Below are 14,858 nucleotides of genomic sequence, written 5' to 3'. Positions count from 1 at the left end.
GTTCCGGTGTTCAGCGCCGGCGGCGCACCACGGCCAGCATCAGCAGGCCCGACAGCACATAGAGCGTCAGCACGAAGTAGATGGCCGGCACCGGGTTGCCGGCGCGCGCGTTGATCATGCCGATGACCGGCGGGCTCACCGCCCCGCCCAGGATCGCGAGGCTGTTGATGAAGGCGATGCCGGTGGCGGCCACGGGTTGGGCCAGGTACTCGGTGACGACCGTGATAAACAGCGGCGTGGCCGCGGCCAGGCCGATCACCGCGATGCACAGGCCCAGCATCGACAGCGCCAGATGGTTCTGCGACTGGATGGTGATCCAGAGCCCGAAGGCCGCGAGGAAGCTCGAGGCCGCATAGTGCCAGCGCCGCTCGCCGCGGCGGTCGGAGCTGCGGCCGATGAGGACCATGCCGACCACGCCCAGCACCTGCGGCACGGCCGCATAGAGGCCGATCTGCACCAGGTCGGTCACGCCCCAGCCCTTGATCAGCGTGGGCATCCAGAACACCAGCGCGTAGTTGGCGCCGATGAGCAGGAAATCGACCAGCGCCAACGCATAGACGCGAGGGTCTTTCAGCAGCGCGCGCATGCTGCCGTGGCCCGCCGACGCGACGGCGGGGTCGGCCGCGAACTGCCGGCGCAGCAACGCCTTCTCTTCGGCCGACAGCCAGGGCGCCCGCTCGGGGCTGTCGTGCAGGCAGAGCCAGACCACCACACCCAGCACCGAGGCCGGCAGGCCCTGCAGCAGGAACAGCCACTGCCAGCCCGTCCAGCCGTGGACGCCGTCGAAGTGCTTCATGATGAAGCCCGACATCGGGCCGGCGAGCACGCCAGCGGCCACGGCGGCCGCCATGAAGATCGCCACCACCTGGCCGCGCCGCGCCGAGGGATACCACTGCGTGAGGTAGTAGACGACGCCGGGCAGGAAGCCGGCCTCGAACACGCCCAGCAGGAAACGCAGGGTGTAGAACTGCGTGGGCGTCTGCACGAACATCATGCCGGCCGCGACCAGCCCCCAGCAGAACATGATGCGCAGCAGCGTGGCGCGCGCGCCGATGCGCTTGAGCAGCATGCTGCTGGGCACCTCGAACAGGAAGTAGCCGATAAAGAAGATGCCGGCACCCAGGCCGTAGACCTCGTCGCCGAAGGGCAGCGTCTGCTTCATCTGCAGCTGCGCATAGCCCAGGTTCACGCGGTCGATGTAGGCCACCATGTAGCAGACCATCAGCAAGGGCAGCATGCGCCAGTCGAGGCGCCGGAACAGGCGCCGCGATGCGTCGGGGTCGGCCGCGTCGGGCAGCGGCGGGGACAGGGTCTGGAGCGGGTGGGTGGTGTTCATGCGAGGTGCGGTGAAGCGGCGGGAGGGTGGCGAAATTGTCGGTGCCGGCCCCCGGCGCCGCAATTTCGCGACCACCGAAAGATGGCGCGAATCGGCGCGATGCACGCGCCATCTTGCGCCATCCAGGCCCTGCTACGCTCCCGTGCATGAACGCGTATTTCCCCGGCAACCTCAAGCTGCTGTGCAGCCACTACCGCTCGATCGCCGACGTCTGCCGGCGGCTCGAGATCAACCGCGCGCAGTTCAACAAGTACCTGAGCGGCCAGTCGGTGCCGACGGCCCACAACCTCAAGCGCATCTGCGACTTCTTCGGCGTCGACGAGCTCGAGATCGCGCAGCCCGCGCCCGCCTTTGCGCAGCTGATCGGCGTGCGCCGCGACGGAGGCGCCGCGGCCCAACCGAAGTCGCCGCCGCTCGCGCACCTCGAGCACCTGCGCGCGCAGTCCTCCGAGTCGCGGCTGGCGCGCCATGTGGGCTACTACTTCGAGTACTACCACTCGATGTCCTCGCCCGGCCACATCCTGCGTTCGCTGGTCCACCTGCGCGCGGACGCCGGCCATTTCGGCTACGAACGCACCGAGCGCCTGCAGCGGGCCGACGCGCCCGCCGACCATGTACGCTGCCGCTACATCGGCACCACCTTCGACCTGCAGGGCAAGCTGTTCCTGGTCGACTACGAATCGCTGACCTCCAACGAGATCTCGCAGACCGTGCTCACGCCCAGCTTCAAGAACCGCGTGACGCGGCTCAACGGGCTCAAGCTGGGCGTGGCCTCGAACGACCAGCGCGCGCCCTGCTGCAGCCGCGTGGTGTGGGACTACCTGGGCACCGAGATCCGGCGCGTGAGCTGCTACCGGCAGCTGGGCCTGTTCGCGCCGGACGATCCGGCCATCGGCGCCGACATCCGCGAACAGCTGCAGGCCGTGAAGCTCGAGCAGGGCCTGTTCCAGCTGCGCTGACCGGCGCGCGCATCAGTTCGCGACGGCGACGGCGGCAGGTCGCGGCGAAAGCGCCAGGGTTGCGGAATTGCCGGCGCCGGGGCCGGCTTCGAGAATTTGCGCATGACCTCTTCCCGCACCCCGGGCACCGCTGCGGCGAGCCCCACCGACCTCTCGCTTGCCGAGCCGCTACACCGCCCCGCCATCGGCATCCTCACGGGCTCGGGCCCCGAGGCCGGCATCGACCTCTGGACCAAGCTGCTGCAGGAGAACCGGCGTCGCCTGGGGCCGGCCTTCCGAGGCGACATCGATGCGCCCACTGTCCACGTCGTCTCCGACCCCGCGCTGGGCCTGTCGATGGAACTGGAGCGCACCGAGGCGCAGGTCTGGGCCGCGCTGAAGGCCGACGCGCAGGCGCTGGACGGCCGGGCCGCCGTCTACGCGATCGCCTGCAACACGCTCAACCTTTTCGCCGACCGGCTGCATGCGCTGGCGTTGCGCGCGCAACTGCTGTCCTTCTCCGAGGTGGTGGGCGCGCACCTGGCGCGCATCGGTGCGCGACGCGTGTGCCTGCTGGGCGCGCGGCCGGTGGCCGAACTGGGCGAGTGGTCGCCCTACCGCGCGCTGAGCGCGCGCTTCGACTTCGAGCCGCTGGGCACCGAGGCCACCGAAGCGCTGCACCAACTCATCTACGACATCAAGTGGCGCGGGGCCGCGCACCCGGGCCTGCGTGAACGCTTCGCCGCGCTACTCGCGGGCATCGACGCGCCCGTGGTGCTGCTGGCCTGCACCGAACTGCCGCTGGTGGCCGAGCTGCCAGGCGACGGGCGCCTGGTCGACGTGACCCAACTCGTGGCCGAGGCCCTGCTCGACCGCACGGGCGTGACGGCCGGATCGTCGCCATGAGCACCGCGCCACGCCTCGGCGTGCTCTACACCGGCGGCACCATCGGCATGCAGCCGCGCGCGGGCACGCTGGCACCGTCGGCCGATCTGGCCGACAGCCTGCATGCGACCCTGGAGGCCCAGCACGGCGAGGCGCTGCGGTGGCAGATCGCCACGCTCGCCCCGCCCATCGACAGTGCCGACGCCACCCCCGCCACCTGGCACGCGATGGCCGACGCGATCCTGGCGCTGGCCGACGCCGGTTGCGACGGCGTGCTGGTGCTGCACGGCACCGACACCCTGGCCCACAGCGCCGCGGCGATGGCCTTCCTGCTGCAGGGGCTGCCGATCCGGGTCGTGTTCACCGGCAGCATGCTTCCGGCCATCGACCCCGACAGCGATGCCTGGCCCAACCTGCGCGGTGCCATCGCCGCCCTGCGCGAGCCCGGCGCCGCGGGCGTGCGGCTGCATTTCGCGGGCCGCACCCTGAGCGCGGTGCGCTGCAGCAAGCGGCGCAGCGAGGGCTTCGATGCCTTCGCGGAGCGCGCCCCCGGTCCGGTGGCGGATCGCGTGCCGGCGCCCTGGCCGCTGCGCCAGCGCTGGCAGCCGCGTCGCGTCGCTCTGCTCACGCTGCACCCCGGCTTCGCGCCCGAACTGCTTGACGCGCTGCCGCAGGCAGGCATCGCCGGCTGCGTGCTGGCCTGCTATGGCAGCGGCACCGCGCCCACCGGCGATGCCGCCTTCATGGCCGCACTGGCACGCGCGCACCGCGCCGGCGTGCTGCTGCTGGCCGTGAGCCAGTGCGCCGACGGCCGGGTGCGTATGGACAGCTACGAAGCGAGCCGGCGCCTGCGCGATGCTGGTGTGATCGATGGTGGCGGCATGGGCGTCGAGGCGGCGCTCGGGAAGCTGCATGCGCTACTCGCGGCGGGCCTGACCGGCGCCGACTGCGCGCACTGGCTGCGGCAGGATCTGTGCGGCGAGATGTAAGCACGGGCTGAGACCGCGACGCGGGACGTGGCATTCCACATCCACCGGGCCTTCCGGACACGATGGCACGCGCCACCGGCCCCGGCCCGGGTACCCCGGGCCCGCCCAGGACATAGCTCGTATGCCCTCAGGGCCATCGCCATGCCCAAGGGGCATGACGATACTTTTCGCTATCGGAGGCACGCCATGACGCGTGCATCAACCCGCTGAAAAGAACACGGTCGACGGATCACTCCACCTTGAAAAAAGCAAAGCACACGGCGTCCAGACAGCGCCACGCCATCGGCCCCACGCCCCCGGCACCGCGGCAGCCCCACCGCGAACGGCGCTGAGTCGCGCCGGCCCTCGCCGACGAGGGCTTCGGCTTCCGGCGGCCCTCCTTTCACCGGCCACCACACATCGACATCGATCGACGATTCCGCGGGCCTCCCGCATCAACCTTGGAGACAAAATGAAAGCACTCAAATGGCTGACGGCCGCATGCGCGGCGATCGGCATCGCGCAGGGCGCCCATGCCGGCCCCACCTACGACGCGGTCAAGAAGCGTGGATTCGTCCAGTGCGGCGTTTCCACCAACATCCCCATCTTTGCCTTCACCGACAGCAAGGGCGAATGGCAGGGCATCGACGTCGACACCTGCCGCAGCATCGCGGCGGCCATGTTCGGCAACGCCACCAAGATGAAGGTGATTCCGCTGACGACGCAGGCCCGCTTCACGGCATTGCAGTCAGGCGAGGTCGACGTGCTCACGCGCAACACCACGCAGACCCTGAGCCGCGACACGACGCTGGGCCTGATCGGTGCGGGTGTCAACCTCTACGACAGCCAGGGCATCATGGTCCGCAAGGACCTCAACGTGACCAGCGCCAGGAACCTCTCGGGCGCGACAATCTGCGTGCTGCCCGGCACCACGCACGAGTTGAACCTCACCGACTGGTTCCGCGGCCTGAAGATGCCCTTCAAGCCGGTACTGCTGGACACGGCCGACGAGGTCAAGCGCGCCTTCAGCGCCGGCCGCTGCGATGGCCTGAGCATGGACAAGACGGCGCTGGCCGCGACCCGGCTGCAGTTCGCGGAGCCGGACAAGTACCTGATCCTGCCGGAAGCGCTGTCGAAGGAGCCGCTCGGCCCGATGGTGCGCCAGGGCGACGAGGCCTGGTTCAACGTGGTGCGCTGGACGCTGAACGCCCTGGTCGAGGCCGAGGAATACAACCTGAGCTCGAAGAACGTCGACGAGGCGCTCAAGAGCCCGGCACCCCATGTCCAGCGCATCCTGGGCGTGACGCCCGGCATGGGCAAGGGACTCGGCGTGGACGACAAATGGGCCTACAACATCATCAAGCAGGTGGGCAACTACGGCGAGGTCTACGATCGCAGCCTGGGTGCGGGCAGCCCGCTGAAACTGGAGCGCGGCCTCAATGCGCTCTACACCAAGGGCGGCCTGATGTACGGCTGGCCCATCCGCTGATGGCCGTCTTCCATAAGAAGCGAAGCGCGAAGGCCGCCCCATGAAGAAAGCATCAACCCACCGGCCTGCGTCCAGGGGGATCAGGCTGTCCTGGCACGATCCCGCGCTGCGCGCCATCGCGTACCAGGTCCTCGTCGTGGGCGCGGTCGCGCTCGTGGCCTGGTATTTGGTTGCCAACACCCTGCACAACCTGGCGGCGCGCAACATCGCAACCGGCTTCGCCTTCCTCGACCGCGAAGCGGGTTTCGCAATCGGCGAATCGGTGATCGACTATTCGCCACAGGACACCTATGGGCGCGCCATCCTCGTCGGCCTGGCGAACACGCTGCGCGTCGCGTCCATCGGCCTGATCCTCGCCACCCTGCTCGGCACCGTGATCGGGATCGCCCGCCTGTCTACCAACTGGCTGCTGGCGCGCTGTGCCAATGCCTATGTGGAGTTCGTCCGGAACATTCCGCTGCTGTTGCAGTTGCTGATCTGGTATGCCCTGATCTCCGAGGTCCTGCCGGGACCGCGGAACGCGTTGCATCCATTGCCTGGCGTCTTCCTGTCGAATCGCGGGCTGATGATCCCGGCGCTGGAGGGCGACTCGCTGACCGGCATCCTCATGGCCGCGCTGGCCGCGATCGTGGTCGTCGCGGGCATCGCCAGGCGGCAGCGCCGGATCTTCCGGCTCACCGGTGAGCCACGCCGCCTGGGCGTCCTGTCTGTCGCGGTGCTGGCGCTGCTGCCGACCGCCGGCTGGCTGCTCACGGGCCGGGACATCCACATCAGCGCGCCCAGCGCGACGGCCTTCGGTTTCGACGGCGGATTGACGCTCTCGCCCGAACTCTTCGCGCTGCTCGCGGGCCTGGTGAGCTACACCGCGGCCTTCATCGCGGAGATCGTCAGGTCCGGGATCCAGTCGGTCGGTCGCGGCCAATGGGAGGCGGCGCAATCGATGGGGCTGAGCAAGGCCCGCGTGCTGCGGCTGGTTGTGCTGCCCCAGGCCCTGCGGGTCATCGTCCCGCCGCTCACGAGCCAGTACCTCAATGTCGTGAAGAACAGTTCCCTGGCCGTGGCGATCGGCTACCCGGACCTGGTTTCCGTCGTCAACACCACCCTCAACCAGACCGGCCAGGCCATCGAGGGTTTCCTCATCGTGATGGCGGCCTACATGACGGTGAGCCTCGCGATCTCGGTCTTCATGAATTGGTACAACGCCCGCATCGTGCTGGTGGAGCGATGAGCATGACGCAACCTTCCCAAGCGTTGAAAACCATGACCACCCCTGTTCCCACGACCCCGTCACCTGGTCCCTGGCGATGGGCGCGGCGCAATCTCTTCGCCTCGCCGCTGAGCGCGATCGGCACGGTGCTGATCGCCTGGTTGGTGCTGAGCGCGCTGCCCGGCCTGCTCGACTGGCTGCTGTTCAAGGCGATGTTCAGCGCCTCGAGCGGCCAGGAATGCCGGACCGCGGCGGTGGGCGCATGCTGGGCCTTCATCGCCGACAAGCACCGGCTCATCCTGTTCGGCACCTATCCCTTCGAGGAACAGTGGCGCCCCCTCGTGGCCACGGTCGGGCTGATCGCCACCATCGTGCTGACCTGCGCGCGCCGGCTGAGGCCGCGCGGCCTGGCACTGCTGTGGGGCGTGACGCTGGCCGGCGCCGCGCTGCTGATGTGGGGCGGCGTGTTCGGCCTGAGCCATGTCGAGAACGTCCGCTGGGGTGGCCTGCCGCTCACGCTCATGCTCTCGACCTTCGGCATCGTGTTCGCCTTTCCGCTGGGCGTGCTGCTGGCGCTCGGGCGCCGCTCGCAGCTGCCGGCCATCAAGGCGCTGTGCATCGGCTACATCGAGCTGATTCGCGGCGTGCCGCTGATCAGCCTGCTGTTTATGTCCTCCGTGATGCTGCCGCTGTTCCTGCCGGAGGGTGTGTCGATTGACAAGCTGCTGCGGGCGCAGATCGCCATCATCCTCTTCGCGGCCGCCTACATCGCGGAGATCGTCCGAGGCGGGCTGCAGGCGCTGCCCAAGGGCCAGTACGAGGGGGCCGAATCACTGGGCCTGAGCTACTGGCAGCAGATGCGCAAGATCATCCTGCCCCAGGCGCTCAAGATCGTGATCCCGCCCCTGGTGAGCACCTTCATCGCGCTGTTCAAGGACACCTCGCTGGTCGTGATCATCGGCATCTTCGACCTGACCCAGTCGGCGAAGGCCGCGCTAGCCGACCCGCTCTGGGGCGGCTTCGCGGTCGAAGCCTATCTCTTCGTGGGCGCCATCTACTTCGTCTTCTGCTACTGCATCTCGCGCTACAGCCGCTCGCTGGAAGCAGACCTGGCGCGCGAACGGGCGCCGGGCGCAGGCCGCTAGCAGCCACCCATCCCAACGATTCCAGGAGCATCTTCATGAACGAATCCATCGTCAGCCTGCGGGGCGTCAACAAATGGTTTGGCGACTTCCAGGTCCTGCGCAACATCGACCTCGAGGTCGGGCGCGGCGAGCGCATCGTGGTGTGCGGGCCGTCCGGCTCGGGCAAATCCACCATGATCCGCTGCATCAACCGCCTCGAGAGCCACCAGGAAGGCAGCATCCGGGTCGACGGCGTCGAACTGATCGACGACCTCAAACGCATCGAGATCGTGCGGCGCGACGTCGGCATGGTCTTCCAGCACTTCAACCTGTTCCCCCATCTCACCGTGCTGGAGAACCTTACGCTGGGCCCGTGCTGGGTGCTCAAGATGCCAGAGGCCGAGGCCAAGGCGATCGCCACCCGGTATCTCGACCGCGTGCGCATCGCCGACCAGGCCCACAAGTATCCGGGCCAGCTCTCGGGCGGGCAGCAGCAGCGCGTGGCCATCGCGCGCTCCCTGTGCATGAGCCCGAAGATCATGCTGTTCGACGAGCCCACGTCGGCGCTCGACCCAGAGATGGTCAAGGAGGTGCTGGACGTCATGATCACCCTGGCCCAGGAGAGCGGCATGACCATGCTCTGCGTCACGCACGAGATGGGCTTCGCCCGCAAGGTGGCCGACCGGGTCATCTTCATGGACCAGGGCGAGATCGTCGAGCAGGGACGGCCCGACGACTTCTTCGGTTCTCCGCGCACCGAACGCGCCCGCCACTTTCTCGACCAGATCGTCCACTGACTGCCCCTCGATCCCTTCATTCCTCCATTGCCATGCAGCACACACCCAACGACAAGAGACCAGGTTTCCAGACCCGCAGCCTGCACCAGGGCTACGACGCAACACAGCACCTCGGGGCCGTCTCGCCGCCGATCTTCATGACCTCCACTTTCGCCTTCGATGAGGTCGGCGAGGCGGCGGCGGTGTTCTCGGGCGAGAGCGGGCGCTTCGTCTACGGACGCCAGCACAACCCCACCCAGGAACTGCTGGAGAAACGGCTGGCGGACCTCGAGAACGCCGAAGCGGGGCTGGTCACCGGCTCGGGCATGGGGGCCATCAGCAGCACGCTGCTCACTCTGCTGGCCGCGGGCGACGAGCTCATCGTCCATCACACCATGTACTCCACCGCGCGCGCGCTGGTCAGCGAGGGCCTGCCGCGCCTGGGCATCCAGGTGACCGAGGTCGACCTGAGCCAACCGGAGGCGCTCGCGCAGGCGCTGTCGGACCGGACCCGGATCGTCTACTTCGAGTCGCCCGTGAACCCGACCTCCGAGCTGCTGGACATCCGCGCGATCTCCGACATCGCCCACCAGCGCGAGGGCGTACGGGTGCTCGTGGACTCCACCTTCGCCTCTCCGGCGCTGCAGCGGCCGCTCGAGCACGGCGCCGACCTGGTGGTGCACTCGCTCACCAAATACATCAACGGCCACGGCGACCTGCTCGGCGGCGCGGTGCTGGGTGACCAGGCCACGCTCCAGCGCATCCGCTCGATCGGGCTGAAGTACATGACCGGATCCACGCTGTCGCCGATGCTCTGCTTCCTGGTGCTGCGCGGCCTGAAGACCTTGACGCTGCGCATGCGCCAGCACGGCGAGTCCGCGCTGCGGATCGCCCGCATGCTGGAGGCCCACCCGGCGGTCAGGGTGGTCCGCTATCCCTTCCTGGAGAGCAGCCCCGATGCCGCGCTAGCGAAGCGACAGATGGCGCACGGCAGCGGCATGCTGTCCTTCGAGCTGCATGCGGGCGCGGAGGGTGCCGTCGCAGCCATCAACCGGCTGCGATTGATCTCCTGCGCCATCAGCCTCGGCGACACGGAGTCTCTCATCACGCACCCGGGCTCCCTGCTCCAGGCCCGCCGGAAGCTGCATCCCGAGGAAACGCAACGCGCGAGCGTCAACATGGACCTGATCCGTCTCTCGGTGGGACTGGAGGATCCGGAAGACCTGATCGCCGACCTGCACCAGGCACTCGATCCGCTGGTCGAACGGCCGCGATGAAGCTCTACGACACCCAGCGCTCCGGCAATGCATGGAAGGTCCGGCTGCTCGCAGGTTTTCTCGGCCTGCCGCTGACACGCGTGACTCTGTCGATCGACAAGGGCGACCTGCGCCGGCCCGATTTCCTGCGCATCGCGCCCCTGGCCCAGGTTCCGCTGCTGCAGACTGACGACGGTGCGCACCTGGGCGAGTCCATGGCCATCCTGTTCCATCTGGCCCAGAACTCGCCCTGGTGGCCGGCGGACCCATCCGCCCAGGCCCGGGTGCTGAGCTGGCTCTCGTTCGAGCAGGACCGCCACATGCGGCCGCTGGCGAACCTCCGCCTGCACCATGGCCTGAAGCGCCTGCCGGACGCCGCCGCGCAGGATGTGCAGCGATGGACCCGCGAGGCCCAGGAGGCCCTGGCCGTCATGGACATCCATCTGTCGTCCGGGCCGTCGCGGTGGATCGCCACCCCCGAGGTCCCGAGCATCGCCGACGTCGCGCTCTACCCCTACACCCGGATGGCGACCATGGGCCGCATCGACCTGTCGGCCTTCGAACATGTCGAGCACTGGCTCGGCCGGCTCGAGGGACTTCGCGGCTACCAGTACCTCTTTCCTGACATTCCGCACAGCAACCTCATGACCACCGAAACGGGAGGACACCGCCCATGAACGCCACCGACACCTTCACGCTGAGCAAGCAGCAGTTGATCGAGAAGTCCACCTCGCAGATGGACGCGACCTTCGGAGAGAGTGAACGCCATCCACGCCAGAAGCTGGCGCTGACCTGCCGCATCCTGTTCGACAACGGCCACGACTCGGGCCTCGCCGGCCAGATCACCGCCCGGACCGGACGGCCGGGCGAGTTCTACACCCAGCGCCTCGGCCTGGGCTTCGACGAGATCACCGCCTCCAACCTGCTGCGGGTCGACGAGCACCTCCACGTGCTCGAGGGCGATGGCATGGCCAACCCCGCGAACAGGTTCCATTCCTGGGTCTACCGCGCGCGCCCCGACGTGAACTGCATCATCCATTCCCATGCAATGCATGTCGCCGCGCTGGGGATGCTGGAGAAGCCGCTGGTCGTCTCCCACATGGACAACTGCCTGCTCTACGACGACGTGGCCTTCGTCGGCAGCTGGCCCGGCGTTCCGGTCGGCAACGAGGAAGGCGAGTTCATCACCGCCGCGCTGGGAAGCAAGCGGGCCCTGCTGCTTTCGCATCACGGGCTGCTGGTGGCGGCGAGCACGATCGAGGAGGCCTGCGTGCTCTCCCTGGCCTTCGAGCGGACCGCAAGGATGCAGCTGCTGGCCATGAACGCCGGCGAGATCCAGCCCATCGACCCGGTGCTGGGAAAGGAAGCGCACGACTGGCTGCTTCGGCCGCGGCGCAACAGCGTCGCCTTCGAGTACTACGCCCGCCGCAGCCTGAGGAATCCGCAGCACGCGGAATGCACCGGCTGAACGGTTGCCGTCGGGGTCACCGGGCGCCCTCGCCGCAGGAAACGCCATGCGTCGCACCCCGGGCGGCATATCGTGCGGCCAGGGGACACACCGCCGCCCCGTACGGCAGATTCGCCCGTTTCCACAGGATTACATTTGACGCTTCATAAAGGATGGATCCGGAGTGCAGCGTCCATGGAGACTGTCGACCGTCAACTGAGGTACTTCGTCACGATCGCGAAGCACGGCTCGCTGTCGCGCGCGGCGGCCGAGCTGCAGGTGACCCAGCCGGTGCTGAGCCGGCAGCTCGCGGTGCTCGAGGCCTTCGTGCAGTGCGCGCTGTTCAGCCGCAACGGCCGCGGCATGCAGCTGACGGAGCGCGGCAAGGCCCTGCTGGAGCAGGTCGCTCCGGCCCTAGCCAGCATCGACACTGCCGTCAGCGCGACCCGACATCAGGAGCTCAAGGGGATGCTCAGGGTGGCGACCGTCCACACCCTCAACTACTACTTCGTCGGCGAGGTGGTGCGCGCCTTCACCGATCGCCATCCGGGGGTCAGCCTGTCCATGATGGGGCGCAGTTCGCCGGACGTCGTGGAGCTGGTGGAAAGCGGAAAGGCGGACCTCGGCATCGTCTACGACACCGCCGTGGCGTCGCAGAAGCTCGCGTCCACCCGCCTGTTCGACAACCTGATGTGCTTGATCTGCGGGCCCGGCTGCACGGCCGCCGACGGCGTAGACCTGACGCAGGATATGCCGCGGCTGGTGGGCTTTCCGGCCCACTACGCGCTCACGCGCATGATCCACAGCAGCGGCCTCAAGCCCGACTTCGTGGCCGAAGCGGAGACGGTCGACGCCATGATCGAGCTGGTGGCGGCAGGCATCGGGGCCTGCATCCTGCCGCAGCGCATACCGCAACGACAGCTCAGCCAGCACGGACTGCGCAAGGTCCGCATCGGGAAGCCGGCGATGTCGCGGGTGGTCGTGATGATCGCGAGAGAAGACCGGAGCCATTCCGCGCTGGTGAGGAGATTCCTGGAAACGGCGCTGGAGACCGCGAAGACCACCTCGGACGGTTCCAGCTAGCGGGGCCGGCCGCCCGGCGCGCTCATGCGCCCTTCGTTCGGCGATCGCGCAGTCGGTGCAAGGCCCGCGCGATGCGCTGCACGCCGGGGTCCATCCGTTCCGGCTCCAGCGAGGCGTAGCCCAGCACGAGCGCGGCCGGCCGGCCGGCCGCGCTCGCGCTGGGCGCCGGCAGGTAGAAGCGCCCCAGGGGGTAGGCCTGGACACCCTCCAGCAGCGCCAGCCTGGCGAGCTCCTCCTCGAGCGCGGACGGCAGGTCATCGAATGCCACCACCAGATGCAGGCCGCTCGACGCGCCGTGCACGCTCACCTGTCCCTGCAAGTAGTGGCCGAGGGCCGCCAGCAGCGCCTCCCTTCTGGCCTTCTGGGAGCGACGCAATCGCCTGACGTGGCGGTCGTAGGCCCCGCTTTTCAGCAGCCTGGCCAGCGTGCGCTGCGGCGCGCTCGGGGCATGACGGTCGGCCACGCGCTTGGCCGTCGCGAAGGCCGCGACCAGCCGATGGGGCAGCACCATGTAGCCCAGGCGAAGCTGGGGCGACAGGGTCTTGGAGAAGGTCCCGACGTAGATCACCAGGCCTCGGTCGTCGAGGGCCTGCAACGCGGCCTCGGGCCGTGCCGCGTGCCGGTACTCGCTGTCGTAGTCGTCCTCGACGATCCAGGCCCCTTTCTCGGCGGCCCATTCGAGCAAGGCGTTGCGCCTGCGGATGGTCATGAGCCCGCCCATCGGGAACTGATGGGTGGGCGTGACATAGATCAGGCGCGCGTCCGGGACATGCGCCAGGTCGGCCGGCACCAGGCCCTGCGGGTCGACCGCGACACCGCGCAGGGTCGCCCCGGCGCACTCGAACACATGGTGCGCCATGCGGTAGCCCGGGTTCTCGACAGCCACGGTGTCACCCGGCTCGACCAGCAGGCGCGCGCAAAGGTCCAGCGCCTGTTGCGACCCGTTGACCACCAGCAGCTGGCTGGTGTCGCAGAACACCCCACGGGCATGGGCCAGATGGACCCGCAATGCGGCCCGCAGCTCCTCGTTGCCTTGCGGATCCTCATACGCCAGCACCGGTGCCCGCTGCCGCTCGACCTGCCGTGCGGCCTTGGTCCAGGCCAGTGTCGGGAAGTCGCGCCCGGCCAGGGGGCCATAGACGAAGTCCACGACCTCGGGCGCCGACGCGGACCGCACCGGTAAGGCCAGTGATTCCAGACGGCGGCCGATGGACGACAGCGCCGGATCGACGCGCGGGCGCCGGGCGCCCTTCGCGCCCTTCGGGCGCGCAGCGCCGGCTACCGCGGCGCCGGCGGCCACGCGGGTGCCGGCCCCCTGCCGCATCTCGACGAAGCCCTCGGCGGCCAGTTGCTCGTAGACGCTCGACACCGTGGAGCGCGACAGTCCGCGTTCCGCGGCGCATGCCCGCGAGGACGGGAGCGCGGTGCCGGCGAGGTAGGTCCCGTCCAGCACGCTGGACTTGATCTCGTCGTAGAGGGAGCGGCCGCGGCCGCCCTGGCGAACAAGCATGATCGGACGCCTCACTGGTCTTGCTGAATAGGTGGAAAGTGGCCCGAACAATCATGCCACCCATCGCCATACTCGGGGAAGCCCTCCGCCAACGAATGAGACACCGGGACCATGTACCAACCGCAGCATTTCATCGAACACGACACCGAGGCACAACGCCGGATCATGGTCGAGCACCCGCTCGGCATGCTGGTGACCCACGGCGCGCAGGGGCTGGATGCCGACCACCTGCCCTTCGAACTGGACGGTGCCCGGGGCCCGCACGGGACCTTGCTGGGGCATGTGGCACGCGCCAACCCCTTGTGGCAGGCCGCTGCCGGGCAGGAGGTCATGGTGGTGTTCCGCGCGGCCCAGGGCTACATCTCGCCAAGCTGGTATCCGAGCAAGCATGAAACGCATCGGCTCGTGCCGACCTGGAACTACGAGGTCGTGCATGCGCACGGCCGGCTGCGCGTGATCGACGACCAGCGCTTCGTGCGCGGCATCGTCGCGCGCCTGACCCGGCACCACGAAGCCGGCGAGGCCAGGCCGTGGAAGATGGGCGATGCTCCCGCGGATTTCATCGACCAGCTGCTCGCCGCCATCGTGGGGATCGAGATCGAGATCACCCACCTGGCGTGCAAGCGGAAACTCAGCCAGAACCGGGACGCGAGGGACCTGGACGGAGCCATCCGCTCGCTCGGCGAACGCGGTGCGGTCGAACTCTCCGGCGCGATGCAACAGGCGCGGCCCTGAGGCCGGACGGTCGGCCTATCGCTGGACGCGCCACATAGCTGCTATGCCCTGAAGGGCAGGCATGCCGGTCTGCTTCCGCTCGATACTTTCAACCGGACATCCTC

Annotated in this window: 14 protein-coding genes; 12 read left to right on the top strand and 2 right to left on the bottom strand. The window is 68.6% G+C overall.

Annotated features, from left to right (window positions below):
- Positions 1 to 10: 10 nt before the first annotated feature.
- The gene (locus QTI20_RS03680; RefSeq protein ID WP_286550161.1) at positions 11 to 1,336 is read right to left on the bottom strand and encodes an MFS transporter; all 1,326 of its coding nucleotides are present in this window, start codon (positions 1,334 to 1,336) and stop codon (positions 11 to 13) included.
- 146 nt (positions 1,337 to 1,482) lie between these two features.
- On the opposite strand from QTI20_RS03680, the gene QTI20_RS03675 reads away from it, so the two are divergent.
- The 11 genes from QTI20_RS03675 to QTI20_RS03625 all read left to right on the top strand — a co-directional run bounded on the left by QTI20_RS03675 (position 1,483) and on the right by QTI20_RS03625 (position 12,509).
- A complete protein-coding gene (locus QTI20_RS03675; protein ID WP_286550163.1) occupies positions 1,483 to 2,295 on the top strand; it encodes a helix-turn-helix domain-containing protein in 813 nt (270 codons plus the stop codon).
- A gap of 102 nt (positions 2,296 to 2,397) precedes the next feature.
- Positions 2,398 to 3,180: an aspartate/glutamate racemase family protein gene (locus QTI20_RS03670; protein WP_286550165.1), complete on the top strand. Its 783-nt coding sequence runs from the start codon at positions 2,398 to 2,400 to the stop codon at positions 3,178 to 3,180.
- On the top strand, positions 3,177 to 4,148 hold the full coding sequence (locus QTI20_RS03665) for an asparaginase (RefSeq protein WP_286550167.1): 972 nt from the start codon (positions 3,177 to 3,179) through the stop codon (positions 4,146 to 4,148). Before QTI20_RS03670 ends, QTI20_RS03665 begins: the two co-directional genes overlap by 4 nt.
- Positions 4,149 to 4,599: 451 nt before the next feature.
- Positions 4,600 to 5,616: an amino acid ABC transporter substrate-binding protein gene (locus tag QTI20_RS03660; protein ID WP_286550168.1), complete on the top strand. Its 1,017-nt coding sequence runs from the start codon at positions 4,600 to 4,602 to the stop codon at positions 5,614 to 5,616.
- Between the two features lie 40 nt (positions 5,617 to 5,656).
- The gene (locus tag QTI20_RS03655; RefSeq protein ID WP_286550171.1) at positions 5,657 to 6,844 is read left to right on the top strand and encodes an amino acid ABC transporter permease; all 1,188 of its coding nucleotides are present in this window, start codon (positions 5,657 to 5,659) and stop codon (positions 6,842 to 6,844) included.
- A 32-nt stretch (positions 6,845 to 6,876) separates the two neighbouring features.
- Complete coding sequence (locus QTI20_RS03650) at positions 6,877 to 7,968, top strand: amino acid ABC transporter permease (RefSeq protein ID WP_286550173.1); 1,092 nt, start codon at positions 6,877 to 6,879, stop codon at positions 7,966 to 7,968.
- Positions 7,969 to 8,003: 35 nt separating this feature from the next.
- Positions 8,004 to 8,744, top strand: a complete 741-nt coding sequence (locus tag QTI20_RS03645; protein WP_286550175.1) for an amino acid ABC transporter ATP-binding protein — start codon at positions 8,004 to 8,006, stop codon at positions 8,742 to 8,744.
- 32 nt (positions 8,745 to 8,776) lie between these two features.
- On the top strand, positions 8,777 to 10,000 hold the full coding sequence (locus QTI20_RS03640; RefSeq protein WP_286550177.1) for a trans-sulfuration enzyme family protein: 1,224 nt from the start codon (positions 8,777 to 8,779) through the stop codon (positions 9,998 to 10,000).
- The gene (locus tag QTI20_RS03635; protein ID WP_286550179.1) at positions 9,997 to 10,656 is read left to right on the top strand and encodes a glutathione S-transferase family protein; all 660 of its coding nucleotides are present in this window, start codon (positions 9,997 to 9,999) and stop codon (positions 10,654 to 10,656) included. Before QTI20_RS03640 ends, QTI20_RS03635 begins: the two co-directional genes overlap by 4 nt.
- Positions 10,653 to 11,447: an aldolase gene (locus tag QTI20_RS03630; protein WP_286550181.1), complete on the top strand. Its 795-nt coding sequence runs from the start codon at positions 10,653 to 10,655 to the stop codon at positions 11,445 to 11,447. The genes QTI20_RS03635 and QTI20_RS03630 overlap by 4 nt, the downstream gene beginning before the upstream one ends.
- Before the next feature lie 174 nt (positions 11,448 to 11,621).
- Complete coding sequence (locus QTI20_RS03625; RefSeq protein ID WP_286550183.1) at positions 11,622 to 12,509, top strand: LysR family transcriptional regulator; 888 nt, start codon at positions 11,622 to 11,624, stop codon at positions 12,507 to 12,509.
- 22 nt (positions 12,510 to 12,531) lie between these two features.
- On the opposite strand, the gene pdxR is transcribed toward QTI20_RS03625, so the two are convergent.
- Positions 12,532 to 14,019 (bottom strand): MocR-like pyridoxine biosynthesis transcription factor PdxR, encoded by a 1,488-nt coding sequence (gene pdxR, locus QTI20_RS03620; protein WP_286550185.1) that lies wholly within the window; start codon positions 14,017 to 14,019, stop codon positions 12,532 to 12,534.
- A 111-nt stretch (positions 14,020 to 14,130) separates the two neighbouring features.
- On the opposite strand from pdxR, the gene QTI20_RS03615 reads away from it, so the two are divergent.
- Complete coding sequence (locus tag QTI20_RS03615) at positions 14,131 to 14,754, top strand: FMN-binding negative transcriptional regulator (protein ID WP_286550186.1); 624 nt, start codon at positions 14,131 to 14,133, stop codon at positions 14,752 to 14,754.
- Positions 14,755 to 14,858: the final 104 nt, after the last annotated feature.

The sequence above is a fragment of the Variovorax sp. J2P1-31 genome (assembly GCF_030317215.1).
Classification (GTDB): domain Bacteria; phylum Pseudomonadota; class Gammaproteobacteria; order Burkholderiales; family Burkholderiaceae_C; genus Variovorax.
Note: the sequence above shows the minus strand (reverse complement) of the source record. Positions and strands in the feature narration are given on the sequence as shown.